Raw genomic sequence first — 20222 nt, forward strand, 5'->3', positions numbered from 1 at the left:
CCGACTGCGGGCCTGGAACGCAGCCCCGGGCGCGCGGCCTGGACCTCGGCCCCAGTTGCGGGGCCTGGAGCTCCGAACTCCGCCCCGGGTGCAGGGCCTGGGACGCAGCCCCGGGCGCGCGGCCTGGAACTCCGCCCCAGGTGCGTGGCATGGGACGCAGCCCCAGGTGCGGCGGCCTAGAACTCCGCCCCAGGTGCGGAGCCTGGGGCACAGCCCCGGCTGCGCGGCCTGGGACGCAGCCCCGGGCACACAGCCTGGAACTCCGCCCCGCCTGCCGGACCTGAGGCGCAGCCCCAGGTCCGGGGCATGGGGCACAGCCCGGGCGCGCGGCCCGGAACTCCGCCCCAGCTGCCGGACCTGAGGCGCAGCCCCAGGTGCGCGGCCTGAAACTCCGCCCCAGCTGCGGAGCCTGGGGCACAGCCCCGGATGCGCGGCCTGGGACGCAGCCCCAGGTGCGCAGCCTGAAACTCCGCCCCGCCTGCCGGACCTGAGGCGCAGCCCCGGATGCGCAGCCTGGGGCGCAGCCCCAGTTGCCGAGCCTGGGGCGCAGCCCCAGTTGCCGAGCCTGGGGCGGAGCTCCAGTTGTGGGAAGGGGCGGGGAGGGGAGCAGCCCGCCGCAGGCGTCACGACCCGCCGGACACCGCGTCACGACCCCCCGGGCACCCCCTGAACGTCGGCGAGCGCCCGCAGCGTGGCCGCCTCCCGTGGCAGCAGCCGCTCGTCGTCCCCCGGTACGAACTCCAGCAGGACATCCAGCGGCGGGCCGCCGGACACCGCGGCGCGGTGGGTGAGCAGCCGCTCGAAGGCGCTGCGCCACAGTGGGGCGCGGGCGGTCAGCGGCAGCCGGGTGGTCCCCGGCCACCAGGAGAAGGCGTGCACCGCGGCGACCCGGTCCCCCAGCGCGTCCAGTCCCTTCAGCGCCTCGGCGTCGGGCATGTCGACGGGCGGCTGCCAGTAGGTGGCGACCTCGGCGCGGTCCACCTCGTCCAGCAGCCGGAGGGTGTGGTCCGCGCCGTCGGTCAGGGTGTTGCGGTGGAATTCGTAGGCGAGTTCCACGCCCGCGTCCGCGGCGAGCGCGGCCGCGCGCCGGGTGTCCTCGACGACCGCGCGGCGCGCCTCGGGCGGGGTCTCCCGGGTGCCGGTGGCGCCCGCCCAGATCCGGATGCGCGGGGCGCCGAGCGCCACGGCGGAGCGGAGCACCGCGTCGAACTCCTCCGGGTCGCCGTGCCCGGCACGGTAGTAGGAGCCGTACGAGGCGACGGCGAGCCCGGCGGCCATGGTGGCGTCGCGGACCCGTCGGGCGGTGTCCTCGTCGCCGGGCGGCACATGGACGTCACCGCCCCATTCGACGCACTCCAGGCCCGCTCCGGCCACGGCGGCGATCACCCGGTCCGGGGCGAGCCCGCGCAGCGTCACCGAGCAGATGCCGAGCCGCGTCATGCGCCCGCCTCCGTGACAGTGGGCGCGTCGCCCGCGCCGAAGTCCACCACGACGCCTTGGCCGTCCGGCAGCCGTACGGTGACCGCGAGTCCGTTCACCTCGGCGGTGGCGAGATCGGCCAGGGGGGCCGGGTCGCGTTCGCCGGTGAGCGAGGCCAGTGCGACGAAGAGGGTGCCGGCCGGGTCCTCGCCGACGGTGCCGGTGAGTTCGGGGACCAGGGCCCACGGCCCGTACGCGGTGCCCTGCGGCGCCCGGACCGCGGTGGCGCTCTGCCAGCCGTGCAGTCCGAGGAGCTGACCGGTCACCTCCTCCCCGTCCAGCCGTATCTCGGCGCCCTGTTCGGTCTCCGCCGGGGTGCCCGGGGGCAGCGCGACGGCCCAGCCGCTGTGGTGGATCCGGGTTCCGGCGGGGACGCCCACCGCGCGGTGGACGCGCACTTCGAGCCGGCCGCGGACGAGGGTGAGGCTGTCGACGCGGATCGAGGGCACCTTGGGGCCGGCGTCGGGGAAGGCGGGGGTGTGGGAGGAGGCGAGCCAGTCGGGGCCCGCGGCCAGGGGGTGGATGCGCAGCCGGGCGCTGCGCACTCCGCGCACCTCGATGGCGATGTGGTTGTCGGGGGTGTTGTCCGCGCTGGTGGGCCCGGTGCGGGTGGAGTAGGCGAGCCGGGCGTAGAGCGGGTCGGCGGGCCCGTGCTCGGACTCCCAGGGGCGGAGCTTGTAGCTGCCGTGGTTGTGCAGCCGCACCAGCCCGTCCCGGCCGGTGGTCTGGACGAGGAACCCGGCGGCGGGCAGCGCCACCGCCCGGTCCGGCCCCTCGGCGGGCGCGGCCTCCTCGGTGGCGGTCCACACCGGGTGGTCGGGCGGGAGCAGCAGGCCGAGGAATCCCTTGGAGGCCCAGTAGGGCGAGCCGGGCCCGGAGTAGCGCTGGAGGGTCGCGGCGTGCGGCCCGTACCAGCCCAGGCTCAGCACCCCGTCCTCGGTCAGCGCCCCGCGGTCCAGGAAGTGGCGCAGCGCTCCGCTGAGGATGCGACGGGTGGCCCCGGGGGCGAGCGGGGTGTGGTCGGTGAGGGCGCCGAGGGCCACCGAGGCGACGGCGGCGAAGCGGTAGGTGAGGGAGCGGCCGTGGTGGATGGGGGCGCCGTCGGCGTCGAAGAGCAGCGAGAAGCCCTCGAGGAAGGTGCGCAGCCGCGGTCCGAGCCGGTCCAGCAGCGCTCGGTCGCCGGCCAGATGGGCGTGGAGCAGCGGGTACATGTGCAGCGCCCAGCCGTTGTAGTGGTCGAACGACCGACCGTCGCCGTCGGAGTACCAGCCCTGGCCCTCGTACCAGCCCTCCAGGAGGCCGAGCCCCCGCTCGATGGCGTGGGCCGTCTCGGCGTCGCCGCGTCCGACGGCCTGAAGGAAACCGGCGACGGTGAGGGGGAAGAGATACCAGTTGTTGGGGGCCGGCTGGTGGCGCAGCGCGCCGCGCAGCCACTCCTCGGTGCGGTCCTGGGCGTCGGACGGCAGGGCGTCCCAGGTCCATGGCGCGGTCAGCCGCAGGCCCAGGGCCACGGACGCGGACTCCACCATGGGCTGGCCGTGGGCGCCGTGATGGCCGATCACCGGCCAGGACTCGGCGTCCTCGCGCCCGGGGGTGAGGGTGCCGCGGGCGATGCCTTCGGTGTAGCGCTCCAGGAAGCCGTGCTGGTCCTTGCCCGAGGCCCCGGCGGTGCGGAAGGCGGCGAGGAGGAAGGTGCGGGCGAACCCTTCGAGCCCGTCGGAGCGCACCCCGGACCTCGACGGGGGGCCGGGCAGGTCGATCAGGCCCTGGCCGGGGGTGGCGTAGCGGAGGGCGGCGTGCAGCATGCCGTCCGCGGCGGCCTCCCAGTGGGCGCGGGTGTAGCCGGTGTGGGGGCTGAGGGTGCGGTCGTCGGCGGGGAGGAGGAAGGGGAGCTCGGGCATGGCGGGGTGGGCCTCCTGGGGTCGCGGGGCGTGAGAGGGCGCGGAGGGCGCGTCCTGTCACGCCGAGCGGTCGAGGATCTCCGGTCGTACGGGGTGGGCGAAGTCGCGGCCGGTGACGTACTTCTCGATCTCGCCGATGGCCAGGTCGGCCAGCCGGCGCAGCTCACCGCTCTTGGATCCGGCGATATGCGGGGTGATCAGCGCGTTGTCGCAGTCGTACAGCGGTGAGGCGGCGGGCAGCAGCTCCGGCACGGTGACGTCGAGGACGGCGCGGATCCGCCCGGCCACCAGTTCCTCGGTCAGCGCCTCCTGGTCCACCACCGCACCCCGCGCGGTGTTGATGAGCGTGGCGCCGTCCGGCATGGCGGCCAGCAGCTCCCGGCTGACCAGCCCCTCGGTGGCCGGCAGCAGGGGGGTGTGGACGCTGATGACATCGCTGCCGGCGAAGAGTTCCCGCAGGCCGACCTGGACCGCGCCGAGTTCCTCCGCCTCCTGGGCCGTGACATACGGGTCGTACAGCCGCAGGTCGAGGTCGTACGGGCGCAGCAGCTCGAGCACCCGGCGGCCGATGACGGAGGCGCTGAGGATGCCCACCGTCCGGCGGTAGTTGCCGGCGTCCGGATAGCGCTCGTTCCAGTCGATCGTGCGCCGCTCGGCGCGGTAGTCCCGGGCGATGTCCAGGATCCGCTTGTTGGACAGAAGGATCATGGCGACGGTGTACTCGGCGACGGGTACGGCGTTGGCCGCGGCCGCCGAGGAGACCGCGATGCCGCGCTCCCAGCAGGCGTCGGTGATGTGGTGGCGCACGGTGCCCGCGGTGTGGACGACGGCGCGCAGCCGGGGCGCGGCGTCGAGCGCGCGGCGGTCCAGGGGCGGGCAGCCCCAGCCGGTGACCAGCAGTTCGGCATCGGCGAGGGCACGGCGCGCGGCCGGGGTGGTGAAGTCGTCGAGAACGAGGCCGGGGTCGAGATCGAGGAGTTCGGTGAGCCGGTCCATACGTCCGGATCCGAGCACCTGCCGGGCGGAGCGCTCGGCCATGGCCAGGGCGGCTCGGGGGCGGTGGCGGGCGGAGATGTGCGGGTCGGTCACTTCACGCTCCCTGCGGTCAGTCCGGACTTCCAGTAGCGCTGCAGCATCACGAACGCCACGATCAGCGGCACGACGGCGAGCAGTGAGCCGATGACCACGAGGGGGTAGTACTCGGGCGAGACGGTGGCGGCGCTGTTCCAGGTGTAGAGGCCGAGGCTGAGCGGATACAGGTGCTGGTCGGAGAGCATCACCATCGGAAGGAAGAAGTTGTTCCAGATGGCCGTGAGCTGAAAGAGGAAGACGGTCACGAACCCGGGCCCGAGCATCCGCAGGCTGACCCGCACATAGGTCTGCAACTCCCCGGCGCCGTCGACCCGGGACGCCTCCAGCACCTCGTTGGGTACGTAGCCGCTGCTGAGCAGGCGGGCGAGGTAGACGCCGAAGGGGTTGAAGAGCACCGGGATGAAGACCGACCAGAAGGTGTTGACCATGCCGATGTTGGAGGCCACCAGATAGAGCGGCAGGGCCAGCACGGTCGGCGGCACCATGACGCCGGTGAGCACGAGGCCGAACAGCTTCTCCTTGTGCCGGAACTCGTACTTGTCGAAGGCGTAGCCCGCGGCGACGCTGATCAGCGAGCCGACCAGGGCGCCGACGACCGCGTACAGCAGGCTGTTGACGTACCACTCGCCGTAGAGCCCGCCGTCCATGGAGAACAGGTCGGAGAGGTTGCGTCCGAAGGAGAAGTCGCCGAAGGAGAGGATGTCGCTGCCGAAGAGGGCGTCGGCGTTCTTGGTGGACGCCAGCAGCAGCCACAGCGCGGGCAGCATGGTGTAGAGGGCGGCGATCAGGACCACCGCGTTGGCGATGCCACGGCTGGTCAGCTTGGAGCGGCCGAAGGGCTTGCCGAGCGGTCTGGCCGGCGGTCCCTGGGGGGCTTTCACGGGGGTGGTGGGTGTGCTCGTGGTCATCACGCTCTCCGTTCCCGGCGGCCCGACCAGCGCGTCACGGCGTATGACAGAACACAGGTGACGATCAGGAGGATGACGGAGGCCGCGGAGGCGAGTCCGTAGTTGTTGCGGCGGAAGGCCGCGTCATAGATGTACATGTTCGGGGTGAAGCGGGAGTTGACCATCGGGGTGGCCTGGTTCATCAGCATGGGTTCGGTGAACAGCTGGAGCGCGCCGATCAGGGAGAACATGCACACCATGACGACGGAGCCCCTGATGATGGGCACCTTGACCTGGAGCGCGGTGCGGATGCCCCCGGCGCCGTCGATGGTCGCCGCCTCGATCACCTCACGCGGCAGCGCCTGGAGCGCGGCGTAGAAGATGATCATGTTGTAGCCGAGTCCGCTCCACAGGGCGATGTTGACGATCGACGGGAGCACGGTGTGCAGCCCGAGGAAGTCGATGGTGATGTCGGCCTGGGCGAAGAGCTTGATGACCGGGCTGAGCCCGGGGGTGTAGAGGTACAGCCAGATGACGGCCGCGATGATGCCGGGCACGGCGTGCGGCAGATAGACCAGCATCTGCGCGGTCCGCCGCATCCGGACCAGGCCCGAGTCGAGCAGCAGGGCGAGCGCGAGCGCGCTGATGACCACGAGCGGGACGAAGATCACGCAGTAGAGGGCGATGGTGCCGAACCCGGTGAGGAAGCTGGGGTCCTGCAGCACCGAGAGATAGCTGCGCAATCCGGTGAACACGGTGCGCCCGCCGCCGAAGCCGAGTCCCTCGTGGTCCTCGGAGAAGAGGCTGAGGTAGATGGCGTAGCCGACGGGGACCAGGAACACGGCGACGAGCAGCGCCGTGAAGGGGGTCAGCAGAACGGCGGCGGCGACCCTCTGTTCGCGTCGTCCGGTTCTGCGGGGCGGGTCGGCGGCGGCCGCCGATGGCGGTGCCGCCCCTTTCGAGGACATGACGGTGCTCACGGATACCTCGGCTTCGACGGGAAGAGGTGCGGCTCGGGGTGGGACGGGGAGAGGGGGTTCAGCGGGTGGTGACCGACAGGCCGAGGCTCTTCAGATCGGGCATCGTCCGGCTCTGGGCGTCGCGCAGGGCCTTGAGGATGTCGCCGCTGCCGGCCCCCGCCTTCGCCAGCCCGTCGTCACCGGAGCTGGTGGTCGAGGTCATCCGCGGGCCCCACTTCCAGGTGGGCGCGATCCGCTCGGCCTCCTTCTGGAAGAGACCGAAGATGTCCTGGCCGGAGTAGTAGCTGGTGTCCATCTCCTTGCGGGCGACCGGCACCAGGCCGGGCACGGACGGGAAGGCGCTGCTGACGCCGCTGGCGAGCTTGGCCTTCAGGGCGCCGGGGCTGGTCACCATCCAGGAGATGAACTCCATGGCCTCCTTGGGGTGCCGGCTGTCCTTGGTGACCAGGAAGGTCGAGCCGCCCTGGGTGCTCACCTTGGGTTTCGCCGGATCCCACTGCGGCATCGGCGCGATGGCCCATTTGCCCTTGCCGTCGGGGGTGGACGCCATCATCGAGCCCGCGGCCCAGGCGCCGGCCAGATACCCGGCCGTCTCCCCGCTGCGCAGATGGGCCCGCCACTGCTGACTGGCCCCGGGCTCGACCCGCACCAGATCGTCGTCCATCAGCCGCTGCCAGTAGCCGGCGACCTTACGGGTGGGGGCGTCGTCCATGGAGATCTGCCAGGTGTCCCCGACGGTGTCGTACCACTTCGCCCCGGCCTGCCAGGCGTAGCCCGCCATATAGAGGGTGCCGCCGGTGGTGAAGAGGCTGGCGATACGGGACCGGGGCTGGGCCTGCTTGAGCTTGCGGGCCGAACTCTCGAACTGCGCCCAGGTCTTGGGGACCGGGATGTGGTTCTTGGTGAAGATGTCCTTGCGGTACAGGAAGACCATCGGCTCGATGTCCACCGGCACGGCGTAGGTGCGCCCGTCGAAGGTGGTGAGGTCCAGCGCCTGCGGCAGGATCTTCTTGCGGACCGAGTCGGGGATCAGCTTGGTGATGTCCCGGGGTACGCCGTCGATGGTGAACCCGGGCAGCTGGGGGTATTCGATGGTGGCGACGTCGGGGGAGTTGCCCGCGCGCGCCGCGTTGCTGAGCTTGGTCCAGCCGCCCTGCTCCCCGGAGGGGACCTGCTGGAACTCGACTTTGATGGTGTCGTGGGTGCGGTTGAACTCGTCCACGACCTCCTGACTGCCGCGCAGCGCCGACCAGAAGGTCAGGCGTACGGGACCGTCGCCGACGGTGTCGGACCCGCGGTTTGTGGAGCAGCCCGCCAGAACGAGGGCGAGCAGCGTGAGCAGTGCGGTGGTGCCCGCCGTCGCCCGGCGTCCGGTTGCCGAGCGACCTGGGCTTCTATGACCAGGCATGGGCCCTCCCCTGAGTCAGCGGTGGAGTCAGGGGAATCTTGAGCGCTTGACTGAAAAGCCGTCAATACATCGAACAGAAGAAACCAAAGCGGTCAATCGATCAGAGAAGTGGGGCGGTGGAATCCCGGACCACCAGCTCCGGCAGCAGCTCCAGATGGCGGGCGGCACCGGCCCACCGCCCGGTCCGCGTCCGCTCCAGCTGGCGGGTCAGCAGCTCCAGCGCGGCCTGCCCGACCTCGCCCTTGGGCGGGGCCACGGCCGTCAGCGCGATCTGCCCCATGTCGGCGACCACATCGTTGTACGCGACCACCGAGCAGTCGCGCGGCACCTCGACACCCGCCTCCCGCAGCCGCTGGACCAGCACCAGCGCATCCATGTCGCCGTGGATCAGCGCGGCGGTGGCCCCGGCGCGGCGCACCGCGTCGGCCAGGTCGGCCGCCCCCGCGTCACGCGGGCGCGGATCGGGCCCGGCGGTGCGCGAACTGAGCATCACCGGGCACCCTTCACGGATGCCACGGGCCGCGGTCTGCGCGGCGAACTCCGACCGGATCACCCGGGCGGTCGGGCTGTCGTCGCGCGCCGCCAGCACGATGCGCCGATGCCCCAGCGAGATCAGATGCTCCAGCGCCAGATGCACCCCGTGGGCGTGGTCCGACCGCACACAGTCCAGGCCGTAGATGGCGCTGCCCCGGTGGGGCCGGCGCTCCACCAGCACCACGGGGAGCTCCAGGGCGCCGAGCCACGCGTGGTCCGCCCGCTCCTCCGCCTCGGTGCGCCAGCGCGGTGAGAGCAGCAGGCCCCGCGCGCCCGCGTCCAGCGCCTGGCGGACCGCGCGCTCGGTGCCGCGCTCGTCCGCGGCGATGTGCAGCGCGAGCCGCAGCCCGGCCTTCTCGGCGGCCTCGCGCGCCGCCTGGACGGCCTCGGTCAGATAGGTGTTGCGCTCGGGGACCACCATGCCGATCGTGTCGCCGGTGGCGGTGGACTCCTGGGCCATCGGCCGCAGCGAGCGCGCCACCCCGTGGCCGCGGCGCACCTCCCCGCGCTGGGCCAGGTCCTCCACGTCCCGCCGTACGGTGACGACGGACACGGCCAGCTCATCCGCGAGATCGGTGATCCGCGCGCTGCCCCGGGCCTCCACCAGTGCCGCGATCCGCGCCTGCCGCTTCCGCGCCGACTCCCGCATGTTCCCCACCCCTGACGCGATCGGCTTTCGTCCGCACTCGAAACACCGCCATAGTAGCGATCATTCGATCAGAAAGCAGTCGGCGGGTGTCCGGAGGAGATCAGCACTCGGTGACGCCGCGCGCCCGCAGGGCCGTCCGCAGGGCCCGAGTCGCGTAGTACGTGCGCGATTTGACGGTTCCGGGAGGCACCCCGAGCGCCCTGGCGGCCTGGCTGACGCTGCGGTCCAGATAGTGCAGATGCAGCAGCACTTCCCGTTGCGGAGGCGCCAGGTCCGCCAGCGCGTCCCACACCAGCTGGGCGGTGAGCGCCTGATCGACCGCGTCCGGCGCGGCAGGCAGCGCCATCTCCGCCTCACCGGCCAACTCCACCGGCCCCTCCACCTGGTCCTGGTGGCCATCGGTCACCAGGTCGCCGACCACGGTGAACAACCGGTTACGGACGGTGTCGTCCATGGGGCCGACGTCCATCGGGCGCTGCCAGGCGTGGATCGCCACCTCCTGCACGATGTCCTCGGCCCGGTGCCAGTCCCCTCCCAGCATCCGGGCCGCCAGGCGGTGCAGTGCCGAGCCGTGTCGTCGGTACAGCGTCCTTAAGTAGGTGTCGGCGTCGGTCGTGACGGCCGCCGTGCGGATGTTCATCGTCTCGTTCCCCCCGAGGCTGATGTGTCAATGGCGCGAGCGTAAGAGAAGGGCGACGCCGATTGAGTGACGAAAGTCTGACGTCGCATGGCGGCCGGAAGAACGCGGTGCCCGAAACGGGCTCGACTAAGATCCCTAGTTGTGCGATTTACGGTGGTAGGCCCGGTCAGGGCGTGGCGTGGCGAGGTGGAACTGGAGCTGGGTCCGCCCAAACAACGAGCGCTGCTCGCACTGCTGCTGGTGCGGGCGGGACAGCCGGTGGCGCTCAGCGAAATCGTCGACGTCCTCTGGGCGCAGGATCCGCCGAGCACCGCGGTGAACGTGGTCCACCGCCATGTGGGGTCGGTGCGCCGGCTGCTGGAACCCGGGCTGCCGTCGCGGGCGGAGGGCAGCCGGCTGGTGCGCAGCTCGGGCGGCTACCGGCTGAACGCCGACGCGGACGCGCTGGATCTGCTGCGCTTCCGGGAGCTGAGCGCGTCGGCGCGGCTCACCGCCGCCGCGGGCGAGCCGGAGCGGGCGGCCGAGCTCTTCTCACAGGCGCTCGCCCTGTGGCAGGGGCCGACCGCCACCGGAGTCCCCTCCGACATCCAGACCCATCCCGTCTTCTCCGGTGTCGACCGGGAACTTCTGGCCATCGCCAAGGAGGCCGCCACGACGGCGCTGGCCTCCCAGGTCCCGGAGCAGCTGCCCACCGTGCTCCAGCAGTTCGCCGCCCACCATGCGCTGGACGAGACCCTGCAGGCCCAGCTGATCCGGCTGCTCGCCGCCACCGGACGGCGGGCCGAGGCGCTGGAGGTCTTCTCGACCGCGCGCGACCGGCTGGCCGATCAGCTCGGCGTCCCGCCCGGCCGGGAGCTGCGCGCCGCCCATCGCGAGGTGGTGCCCCGGTCGACCCCGGCCCCCGCGGAGCCGGTCCAGCCGGTCCCTCCGGCGGTGCCGCCCGCCCCGGCGGTCCGTCCGGCGCAGCTCCCGCCCGACCTGCCCGCGTTCAGCGGCCGCCATACCGAACTCGCCGGTGTCCATACTCTGCTGCCCGAGGGCGCCGAGGGCGGGTCACCGGGTCCGGTGGTGATCAGCGCGATCGACGGGATGGCCGGGATCGGGAAGACCACGCTGGCCGTGCACTGGGCCCATCGGATCGCCCACCGCTTTCCGGACGGGCAGCTCTACGCCAATCTGCGCGGCTTCGATCCGACCGGTTCGATGATGTCGCCGAACGAGGCGCTGCGGGCGTTCCTCCACGCGCTGGGGATTCCGCCGAACCGGGTGCCCACGGGTCTTGACGCCAAGACAGCGCTGTACCGCAGTCTGCTGGCCGGGCGGCGGATGCTGATCCTGCTGGACAATGTGGTGGACTCCCAGCACGTGCGGCCGCTGCTGCCCGGCTCCCCCGGCTGTCTGACCATCGTCACCAGCCGCAATCAGCTCCACGGTCTGATAGCGAGTGAGGGGGCCCGTCCTCTTACTCTGGGGCCGCTGTCCCCGGCCGAGTCGCATGAGGCGCTGGTCCGGCGGCTGGGCACGGACCGGGTCGCCGCGGAGCCGCAGGCGGTGGCGACCATCGTCCGGCTGTGCGGGCGGCTGCCGCTCGCGCTGGCGGTGGTGGCCGCCCGGGCCGCGACCCGTCCGTCCTTTCCCCTTTCTTCTGTCGCCGCGGAGTTGCGCGAGAGCCAGGGGAACCTCGACGCGTTCGCGGGCGCCGATCCGAGCACCGACGCGCGGAGCGTCTTCTCCTGGTCCTACCGGGCCCTGGACCGGGAGGCCGCCCGGCTGTTCCGGCTGCTCGCCCTGCATCCGGGGCCCGAGGTCTCGGCCGCCGCGGCCGCGAGCCTGGCCGGGCTCCCGCTGCGGGTCACCCGTGCCCTGCTGACCGCGCTCACCCGCGCCCATCTGCTGGTGGAGCAGGCCCCGGGCCGCTACACCTTCCACGATCTGCTGCGGGCCTACGCCATGGAGCTGGTCCAGGACCACGACCCGGACGAGATCCGCCAGGACGCCCGGCACCGGATGTTCGACCACTATCTGCACACCGCGCGCACCGCCGCCACGCTGCTCGCCCCGCGCCGGACCGAACCGCTGCCGCTGTCCCCGGCCCGGCCCGACGCCGCGCCCGAGCACCTCGGCGGTCAGGACCGCGCCGAGGCATGGCTCTCGGCCGAGCGGGTCGTTCTGCTGTCGGTCGTCGAGCACGCCCGCGACCATGGCTTCCCGTCCCACGCCTGGAAGTTGGCCGTGACGCTGGAGCTCTTCCTGGACCGGCGCGGCCACTGGCAGGAGCAGACCGCGATCCAGCGCACCGCGCTGGGGGCGGCCCGGGCGCTGTCGGATCGGCTCGGCCAGGCGCACAGCCACCGCACCCTGGGGTTCGCCGAGGGACGGCTGGGCCGGTACGAGGAGGGGTACGGCCATCTGGAGCGGGCGCTGGAGCTGTTCACGGAGCTCGGCGAGGCGGGCGGGCAGGCCCGCACCCTGCGCGCCCTGGCCTTTCTGGCCAACAGTCAGAGCCGCTGCCAGGAGGCGCTGGACCACTACCGGCCCGCGCTCGACCACTACCGCGCCGCGGAACACCTCAGCGGACAGGCCAGCGTGCTCAACGAGATCGGCTGGACCCATATCCTCCGCGGTGAGTACGAGCACGCGCTGGCCCACTGCCGCCAGGCCGTCGAACTGCACCGGCGGATCGGCGACTCGGCCGGCGAGGCCGCCGCGCTGGACAGCGTGGGGTACGCGTACCACCACCTCGGACGGTATGAGCACGCCCTCACCTCGTACGGCCGGGCGCTCGCCATCTACCGCGAGATCAGCGACCGGTATCTGGAGGCCGACACCCTGCACCACCAGGGGGACACCCGCCTGGCCCAGGGCGACCTGGCCACCGCGCTCACCGACTGGCGCGGGGCCCTGGAGATTCTCCAGGAGCTGAACCACCCCGATGCCCGGGTCCTCGACGGCAAACTGGGGCAGTACCGGCAGTCATCGCATCCGGCCTCGGCTCTCAGCGGATGACGGGGCCTGGTGGGCGTGGTCTTCCGCGCTGTCGTATCCACGGCGGGGCGCCTCCGGGTCGTCGGGACGGTGCGCGGCGGGCCGCTGGGGCGCGGCCGGGCACCGGGTTCTCCCTGCCGTACGTACGGGCCCGGTGAGTTGCTCAACCGGGCGGGAAAAAATTTCTCAACGCCCCCGCGCATCGCGGCCGCGCAGGGTAGCAGCCGGAAGTGATCTCTGTCCCGGCTTTATTCACTGGTGATGAGGTCTCCACGACCGAGCCACACGAGGTACTAGCGTCCGGTGTCACTCCGAACCAAGGAGGGCGCTGTGCCACCAGCAAACCTCACCAGACCCATCGCCTCCAGCCGAACCATCGGCACCGGGCTCATCATTGGGGCACTCGCCGTCACACTGGCGGCGATCCTCATCCCGGTGTCGCTGTTCGGCGAGAGCAGCGCGGCCCTGCCGCGCAACGGCGTCACGGACGACGGCGGTGGGACGGTCAGCACCCAGTACGGGCCGCTCACGGCCACTGACCGGGACTTTGTCCGCAAAGTCAGGCTCGCCGGAACGTGGGAGCTCCCCGCCGGACGCCTCGCCCAGGAGCGGGGCGGCCGGGACGCGGTGAAGACCGCCGGTGAGCATCTCATCGAGGGACACACCGAACTCGACCGCCGCTCCGAGGAGGTCGGCCGGGCACTCGGGATCCAGCTGCCCAACCAGCCCAACGCGCAGCAACAGGGCTGGCTGAACGAGATGACCAGCGCCGGCAGCAGCGCCCAGTTCGAGCGGGTGTTCGCAAACCGGTTGCGCGCCGCTCACGGCAAGGTGTTCAACCTTGTGGCGCAGGTGCGCGCCGAGAGCCGCAACTCCATGGTCAGATCTCTGGCCACCAGGGCCAATGCCATCGTTCTCGACCACATCACGGTCCTCGAGGACACCGGGCTTGTCGACTTCGACACCCTCTAACGACTAAGTGAAGTGATCTTATGAGGCAACAGACCCACAAACGCGGGCGGTTCACCAATAAGACCGTCGCCATCGTCGCCGCCCTGGCGCTCGGCGGCGGCGGGGCCGCGATCATCGCCGCCAACGCGTCCGCCCACGGCGACAAGGGCGACTCCGGCCAGAACCACACCGTGGCCGCGAAGGCGGGGACGATCCAGTGCCCCGATGTGGGGCAGAAGCTGAGTGATGTGCCGGAGAAGGCCAGGCCCGAGGTCGACAAGAACCTGGCCGAGCTGGACAACCAGGTGGCCAAGGCCTACCAGCAGATGAACCAGCAGCAGGGTTCGAGCGACGCGGTGCTCTCCAAGCTCAACGACGAGCGCTCCCGGACGATGGACAACATCGGTTCTGCCATGGGCGGCGACAACTCCCAGCTGCAGGGGATGAACGACTGCAAGTGGCAGGAGATCGCCACCCAGGGCGGTCAGCAGCAGGGTGGTCAGCAGCAAGGCGGCGACCAGCAAGGCGACCAGCAAGGCGACCAGCAGAGTGGTCAGCAGGGCGGCGGCGACCAGCAGGGCGGCGACCAGCAAGGCGGCGGCGACCAGGGCGGCGAGGGCGCCAACGAGGTGCCCGGCAACGCGGGCGGCCAGGCGGGCAACGGTCCCTCGCAGGACGACTTCGTCGACATCACCAAGGTGCAGCCGAACGTCCAGCAGCCGCCGCAGGCCCAGCAGAACGGCTCCAGCGGCACCTTCACCACCGAGTGCGGCGTCGGCGACCCCAAACTGCGCAACAGCGACAACGTGATCGTCGCGCCCGGTGTCGGCAACGGCGCTCACCACACCCACGACTACGTGGGCAACGACAGCAACGACGCCTTCGCCAACAACCAGACCTTCGAGCAGGGCGGCACCTCCTGCGAGAACCAGGACGACAAGTCGACCTACTACTGGCCGGTGGTCCGCGCCCAGGACGGCAAGGACGAGGCGGACGCCAATGAGCTCGGCGGTGGCCAGGAGGGCAACGTCGGCACGATCCTGACCCCCACCAGCTCCAAGATCGAGTTCAAGGGCAACGCGCAGAGCAAGGTCACCGCGATGCCGAAGTTCCTGCGCATCATCACCGGTGACGCCAAGGCGTTCACCAACGGCGACGCCAACGCCAACGCCTCCTGGAGCTGCACCGGCTTCGAGGACCGGCAGCTGACCGACAAGTACCCGCTCTGCCCCGAGGGCAGCTCCGTCACCCGGACCTTCGACTTCCAGAGCTGCTGGGACGGCAAGAACATCGACAGCGCCAACCACCGTGACCACGTGGCCTTCGCGAACGAGGACGGCTCCTGCCCCAACGGCTTCCAGGCCATCCCGCAGCTGGTGAACACGATCACCTACGATGTGCCGGCCAACACCCCGTTCGCCGTGGACGGCTTCCCCGAGCAGTTGCACAAGCCCATCACCGACCACGACGACTTCATCAACGTGATGTCGGAGGACCTGATGAACGAGGCGGTGGACTGCATCAACAGCGGCAAGCAGTGCGGCTGATGGAACACGATCACCAGGCGCGCGTCGGCCGTTCGGCCGGCGCGCGTCGCGCTGCCACCGCGCACTTACACGAGGCCGCGGACGACGACGCGGCCACCGATCCTCCGGCGGCGGGACATCCGGACACCGAGGGGTTCCAGGGCCGGGAGCATACCGACCGCCCGGTCCGCCCCCTCTCGGACCACGAGCTCACCCGGCAATTGGCGGAGGGTTACCGGTCGGGCAGCAGCAGCCCGGCGGCGGGCGACCTGCTCTACCGCCGCCACCACGCGGCGACCCTGCGCTACGCCCTGACCTGCTGCCGTGACCCGCATGACGCCGAGGACCTGGCCTCCGAGGCGTTCTTCCGCACCTTCGAGGCCGTGCGCGCCGGGGGCGGGCCCCGGGGTCCCTGGCGGCCGTATCTGCTCACGGTGGTGCGCCATACGGCGACGGAGTGGAGCGCCGGGGAGCGCCGGGTGCTGCTGACCGCAGACTTCGAGTCCTGGCGGCAGTACGCGCCCACGGCCGATCCCCAGCAGTATCTGGTGGCCCGGGAGGACCGCCGGTTGCTCATCCGCAGCTTCCGGGGGCTTCCCGAGCGCTGGCAGACCGTGCTGTGGCTGACCCTCGTCGAGGAGGAGTCCCCGCACCGGGTGGCCGTGGTCCTGGGCATCTCCCCCAGCGGGGTGACGTCGCTGGCCTTCCGGGCCCGGGAGGGGCTGCGGGAGTCGTATCTGCGGGCCCATCTGGAGTCGGCGCGCGACGACCGGTGCCGGCACTACAGCGGCCTGATCGGCGCCTCGGTGCGCCGGGGCGGGGTGCGTGGCCGGGCGCTCGCGCGCCATCTGGCCGGATGCGCCTTCTGCTCCCACGCCTACGGCGAACTGCTCGGTCTGAACGCGGCGATGCGCACGGCCCCGCGTACGGCGGCACCGGCGGGGGCGCGGCGATAGGACCTTCCCGCGGCGGTCCGCGTCGTCCGAGCGGCGGGCGCCGGACCGGCCCGTGAGAGCGAAAACCGCCGACCGCGTGAGCGCGGCCGGCGGTTCGCCTGCTGCGGGTCAGAGTCCGTTGACGCGCGCCTCCCTGGCGATGCCCAGCGGCCGGACACCGGGGGGCGCACCGGCCCGGGTCCGGCGGCCGACCCGGGACGCCTGGCGCCGGATCCGGTCCATCTGCGCCATCAGCCTGCGGCCGCGCAGCGCCATCTCCAGCTCGAAGCGTATTCGGGGGTCCCGCAGGCCCGGCCCGAAGAGCTTTTCGATCTGGCGCAGCCGGTAACGCACGGTCTGCGGATGCACCTTGAGGGCCTTGGCCGCCTCGGGCGCGCCACCGCCCTCCAGCCAGGCCAGCAGCGTCATCTGCAGCCGCTCGCTCTGCCGGGGGGTCAGCCCGACCAGCGGCTTGAGCCACCGGGCGGCCAGCGCCCGGACCAGCGACTCGTCCTGCAGGAGCAGCAGCATCGACAGATGGTCGTCGACGAAGAGCACCCGGGCCTCGGGGCCGGGGCGGGCGGGCGCCAGGGTCAGCAGGCGCCGTGCCCACCGCACCGACGAGGACGCGTCGTTGAGCGGCACCACATGGCCCACGGCCGCGGTGCGGCCGCGCAGCGCGGTCTCCAGCGCCGCCCGGGTGCCGGGCTCGGCGGGCGCCTCGCGCTCCGGCTCCCGGTCGCCTTCCGGGGTGGCGGCGGTGGCGGCGGTCTCCACCGTGGGGCCCGGGTCCGCGTCCGGGTCGGGGATCAGCAGGCACAGCTCGTCGCCGACCGCGCCGATGAGGGTGTCTCCCAGCACGGTGGCCAACTGCGGCGCCTCGCCCGGCGTGGGCAGGGCGATGGCCTGCACCGTCTCGGGAAGCGGCCACCGGGCCGCCCGGGAGAGCTCCATCAGGGTGCGCTCGGAGACCGCCACTTCACCGATGAGGGCCTCGAACAGATCGCGCCGGGCCCGCTCGGGCGGCACCTCGGCCAGCGCCTCCTCACCGGAGGCGGGGGTCGCGGCCTGCTCGCCCGCGCCGTCCTCGACCGCCTTGCGGTGGCCGAGTGCCGTCAGGAGAGCCTGCTCGACTCCCCCTCGGACCTTGTCTCGCTCAGAGTCCTCCAGAAGTTCGGCGAATCCCGGAATTCTGTGCCGAAGGTTCTCAACCACCTCGTCGGCCAGGGACGGGAGTTCATTGCGCAGCACTCGGGTCCACTCACCACGGGGGCGGGACCAGATGCGGTTCACGAGTTCGCCCATCATTACCTCGTTCTTGCCGGGGGGAGACCTGGCCGTTGGGGGGTCGGCCAGGTCCGTGGAGGTTGCCTCCGTCACCGGTTCGTCCAGTACCGGTCAGGGAGTCGAGGGTCCTCCGCTACGTCATAGAGGACCCCGCCCCCTCCCGGTCCCGTCACTTTGCCGGTTCTTTGCCAATGAAACGACAGTGGATCAGCCGGGGACGGCGCGGGCAGGGTCCGTCCACTAGAAGTTGTCACGTTACGACAAATCTTATGGAGATCACGTGTACTTCCGAGAAGCTGCTGCCCCCAAGACGACTTTGACGTATCTCGTCACCCGCGCGAATCCGCGCGATCGGGAGGCTCCAATGTCCATGTCCCAAACGCCGCTCCCCTCCTCGCAGGGGCGTCACGGGGGACGCCGGGCTCGAGGCGGACGACGGGCCGCTCGCCGGACTCAGCAGCGTGATCCATCCGGGATGGGATGGCCACGCCACATCCGGCTCTACGCCATTCTCGGCTCCATCGCGCTGTCCCTGTACGTGGCCTGGGACGCCGGCGCGTTCGCCAAGACCTTCGTGTTCCTCGACTTCGGCGCGGGTGTGCTCGCGCTGGTCTGTCTGACGTCGGCGGTGCTGTGGGGGCTCGCCGCGACCGACCAGCTGATCCTGCACACCAGGCAGCGGCTGATGGCCCAGGCCGTCCACCGGGCGGCCGCGGTCGCCGGCCTGCTCTTCCTGGCCGTTCACATCTGGGTCAAGATCGCGGAGAGCCACACCAACGCCGCGTCCATCGTGCTGCCGTTCGCTGACGCAAATCAGCCGGTGCTGATCGGGCTCGGCACCATCGCCGGCTATCTCTTCGTCATCGCCGCGGTGACCGGCGCGGTGCGCAGCTCGTTCGCCTCGGCCGGCAACTCCCGCTGGCGGTACCGCTGGTGGCGGGCGCTGCATGTGGGCGCCTATCCGGCGTGGTGCGCCGCGCTGATCCACGGTCTGAAGGCGGGACGCGCCGCCAAGACCTGGGCCACCTACGGCTACATCGCCGCCCTGGCCGGTGTGGCCATCGCGCTGTGGCTGCGGCTGGTCGCGCGGCGGCGCCAGGACGTCGACCGGGCGGACGGCATCGAGGTCAGGAACCCTCCCGCCCGCAGCATGCAGGAGGGCCGGACCCGGCGGGCCGGTCCCACCGTGCCGCGCCCCCGTTCGGCCGAACCCGGCTCGCGTGACAGTCAGCCGCTCGGTGCCTCTCGCGGGTGGGACCGGTGATCACGACCAAACCCAGGCTCGCCTGTGTCGATCCGCCCCGGCTGCTGGCCGGGCTCGACGAGGTGTACCGGCTCGACCGGGTCGGCCATCTGACCGTTCACGGCACCATGCCCGCCCTTAGGGCCGATGAACTCGTGGCGCTCGCCGAGAACATCGATCTGCGCGGGCGCGGCGGCGCCGGATTCCCCTTCGCCACCAAGGTCCAGGCCGTCGTGGAGTCGGCCGGCCGGCGCGAGGGCCGTTGCACCGTGGTGGTCAACGGCAGCGAGGGCGAGCCCAGCTGCCTCAAGGACACCGCGCTGCTGCTGCACACCCCGCATCTGGTGATCGACGGCGCCGTGCTGGCCGCCGAGGCGCTCGGTGCCGAGGAGGTCGCCATCGCGGTGCACCGTACGGATGTCGAGGAGTCCGTGGCCGCCGCGATCGCCGAACGCGGCCCCAGCGGGGTCCCGGTGAGCGTGAACCGCACCCCGGACCGGTTCGTCGCCGGTGAGGGCGGCGCGGTCATCAACGGCATCAGCGGCGCCCCGGCCATCCCCAACGGCCGGAAGATCCGGACCAGCGACAGCGGGCTCAGCGGACTGCCCACCCTGCTGTCCAACACCGAGACCTTCGCCCAGCTCGCGGTGGCGGCGCGGATGGGCGCGCTGCCGTACCGCTCGGTGGGGCTGCCCACCGAACCGGGCACCACGCTGCTGACGGTCGGCGGGAAGTACGTGATGGAGACGCCCACCGGGGTGCCGCTGACGTACGTCCTGGAGCTGTGCGGTCTGACCCCGGGCCAGGCGGTGCTGGTGGGCGGCTACCACGGCAAGTGGCTGGACCCCCGGAGCATCAACGCCGCCACGATCTCCCGGGAGTCCATGAAGAAGCACGGCGCCCGGCTGGGCGCCGGGGCGGTGCTGCCCATCCCGGAGAACACCTGCCCGCTCGGCGAGACCGCGCGGGTGGCGCGCTGGCTGGCCGCCGAGACGGCCGGTCAGTGCGGGCCCTGCTTCATCGGGCTGCCGGCGCTCGCGGACGCCATCGGCCAGGTGGAGCGCGGCGGCGGTCAGGCCTCGATCGACAATGTGCGCGCCTACGTCAACTCGGTGCGGGGGCGCGGGGCCTGCAGCCATCCCGACGGCACCGCCGGTTTCGTGACCACCGCGCTGGACGCGTTCCCCGAGGAGTTCGAGGCGCATGCGCTCGGCGCCGGCTGCGGACGGCCCACGATGGGCGTGCTGCCGCTGCCGGAGGACGGGCTGCGGCCGGCCCTGCCGCCCGCCCCGCTGAACCCCGGGGCGCGCGACGAGCGCCCCCAGCGGGGGCCGATGGAAAAGCTCCTGGTGGACTGGTCGCTGTGCCAGGGCCACGGGCTGTGCGCGGACATCCTGCCGCCCGAGGTGCTGACGCTCGGGATCGACGGCTATCCGGCCTCGGCCAAGATGGATGTGCCCCGGCAGCTGCGGGCCCAGGCGGTCCGCGCGGTACGCCGCTGCCCCGCCCTGGCGCTGCGTATCGAGGAGTAGACCGCAGGGTGATCCACCGCACCATCCGACACCACGACGGCCGTGCGCAACGGCCGTCGACTGCTGTGCGCTCAGGGATCCGGCGTTTTTTGCGTCAGGTGACAAATTCGGAAGCCGCTGAGCGCCGGTCCGCGCGGGCTCCGTATGGACATGACGTCGGCGCAATCACCGCCGGACCGATCGAGATTGCAGA

At 71.9% G+C, this 20222-nt stretch carries 15 protein-coding genes; 6 read left to right on the forward strand and 9 right to left on the reverse strand.

Features of this window, described 5'->3' with window-relative positions; genetic code table 11:
- Positions 1 to 645 precede the first annotated feature (645 nt).
- From J8403_RS05775 to J8403_RS05810, 8 genes are all read right to left on the reverse strand, one after another.
- Positions 646 to 1440 carry a sugar phosphate isomerase/epimerase family protein gene (locus tag J8403_RS05775; protein WP_211122189.1) on the reverse strand — a complete coding sequence of 265 codons (795 nt, stop codon included), beginning with the start codon at positions 1438 to 1440 and terminating at the stop codon, positions 646 to 648.
- On the reverse strand, positions 1437 to 3380 hold the full coding sequence (locus J8403_RS05780) for a DUF2264 domain-containing protein (protein ID WP_211122190.1): 1944 nt from the start codon (positions 3378 to 3380) through the stop codon (positions 1437 to 1439). Before J8403_RS05780 ends, J8403_RS05775 begins: the two co-directional genes overlap by 4 nt.
- Positions 3381 to 3437: 57 nt before the next feature.
- Entirely contained in the window at positions 3438 to 4418 is a 981-nt protein-coding gene (locus tag J8403_RS05785) for a hydroxyacid dehydrogenase (RefSeq protein ID WP_246586305.1), read from the reverse strand.
- 47 nt (positions 4419 to 4465) lie between these two features.
- On the reverse strand, positions 4466 to 5380 hold the full coding sequence (locus tag J8403_RS05790) for a carbohydrate ABC transporter permease (RefSeq protein WP_246585709.1): 915 nt from the start codon (positions 5378 to 5380) through the stop codon (positions 4466 to 4468).
- Complete coding sequence (locus J8403_RS05795) at positions 5380 to 6327, reverse strand: carbohydrate ABC transporter permease (RefSeq protein ID WP_211122192.1); 948 nt, start codon at positions 6325 to 6327, stop codon at positions 5380 to 5382. The genes J8403_RS05790 and J8403_RS05795 overlap by 1 nt, the downstream gene beginning before the upstream one ends.
- A 70-nt stretch (positions 6328 to 6397) precedes the next feature.
- Positions 6398 to 7747 carry an ABC transporter substrate-binding protein gene (locus J8403_RS05800; RefSeq protein WP_211122193.1) on the reverse strand — a complete coding sequence of 450 codons (1350 nt, stop codon included), beginning with the start codon at positions 7745 to 7747 and terminating at the stop codon, positions 6398 to 6400.
- A gap of 100 nt (positions 7748 to 7847) precedes the next feature.
- The gene (locus J8403_RS05805; RefSeq protein WP_211122194.1) at positions 7848 to 8930 is read right to left on the reverse strand and encodes a LacI family DNA-binding transcriptional regulator; all 1083 of its coding nucleotides are present in this window, start codon (positions 8928 to 8930) and stop codon (positions 7848 to 7850) included.
- Between the two features lie 100 nt (positions 8931 to 9030).
- On the reverse strand, positions 9031 to 9570 hold the full coding sequence (locus J8403_RS05810; RefSeq protein ID WP_211122195.1) for a sigma-70 family RNA polymerase sigma factor: 540 nt from the start codon (positions 9568 to 9570) through the stop codon (positions 9031 to 9033).
- Between the two features lie 186 nt (positions 9571 to 9756).
- On the opposite strand from J8403_RS05810, the gene J8403_RS05815 reads away from it, so the two are divergent.
- The 4 genes from J8403_RS05815 (at position 9757) to J8403_RS05830 (ending at position 15988) form a co-directional block, all read left to right on the forward strand.
- Entirely contained in the window at positions 9757 to 12576 is a 2820-nt protein-coding gene (locus J8403_RS05815) for an AfsR/SARP family transcriptional regulator (RefSeq protein ID WP_343245257.1), read from the forward strand.
- Between the two features lie 309 nt (positions 12577 to 12885).
- Positions 12886 to 13527, forward strand: coding sequence for a DUF4142 domain-containing protein (locus J8403_RS05820; protein ID WP_137968681.1), 642 nt, complete (start codon positions 12886 to 12888; stop codon positions 13525 to 13527).
- Positions 13528 to 13547: 20 nt separating this feature from the next.
- Positions 13548 to 15053: a DUF1996 domain-containing protein gene (locus J8403_RS05825; protein ID WP_211122196.1), complete on the forward strand. Its 1506-nt coding sequence runs from the start codon at positions 13548 to 13550 to the stop codon at positions 15051 to 15053.
- The gene (locus J8403_RS05830) at positions 15053 to 15988 is read left to right on the forward strand and encodes an RNA polymerase sigma factor (protein ID WP_211122197.1); all 936 of its coding nucleotides are present in this window, start codon (positions 15053 to 15055) and stop codon (positions 15986 to 15988) included. Before J8403_RS05825 ends, J8403_RS05830 begins: the two co-directional genes overlap by 1 nt.
- Before the next feature lie 108 nt (positions 15989 to 16096).
- Here J8403_RS05830 and J8403_RS05835 read toward each other — a convergent pair whose 3' ends face one another.
- A complete protein-coding gene (locus tag J8403_RS05835) occupies positions 16097 to 17275 on the reverse strand; it encodes a PucR family transcriptional regulator (protein ID WP_425519883.1) in 1179 nt (392 codons plus the stop codon).
- A gap of 454 nt (positions 17276 to 17729) precedes the next feature.
- Here J8403_RS05835 and J8403_RS05840 point away from each other — a divergent pair, with 454 nt between their 5' ends.
- Positions 17730 to 18518: a ferric reductase-like transmembrane domain-containing protein gene (locus tag J8403_RS05840; RefSeq protein ID WP_246585711.1), complete on the forward strand. Its 789-nt coding sequence runs from the start codon at positions 17730 to 17732 to the stop codon at positions 18516 to 18518.
- A complete protein-coding gene (locus J8403_RS05845) occupies positions 18515 to 20029 on the forward strand; it encodes an NADH-quinone oxidoreductase subunit NuoF family protein (protein WP_211122200.1) in 1515 nt (504 codons plus the stop codon). Before J8403_RS05840 ends, J8403_RS05845 begins: the two co-directional genes overlap by 4 nt.
- Positions 20030 to 20222 lie beyond the last annotated feature (193 nt).

Source organism: Streptomyces yatensis (assembly GCF_018069625.1).
Classification (GTDB): Bacteria; Actinomycetota; Actinomycetes; order Streptomycetales; family Streptomycetaceae; genus Streptomyces; species Streptomyces yatensis.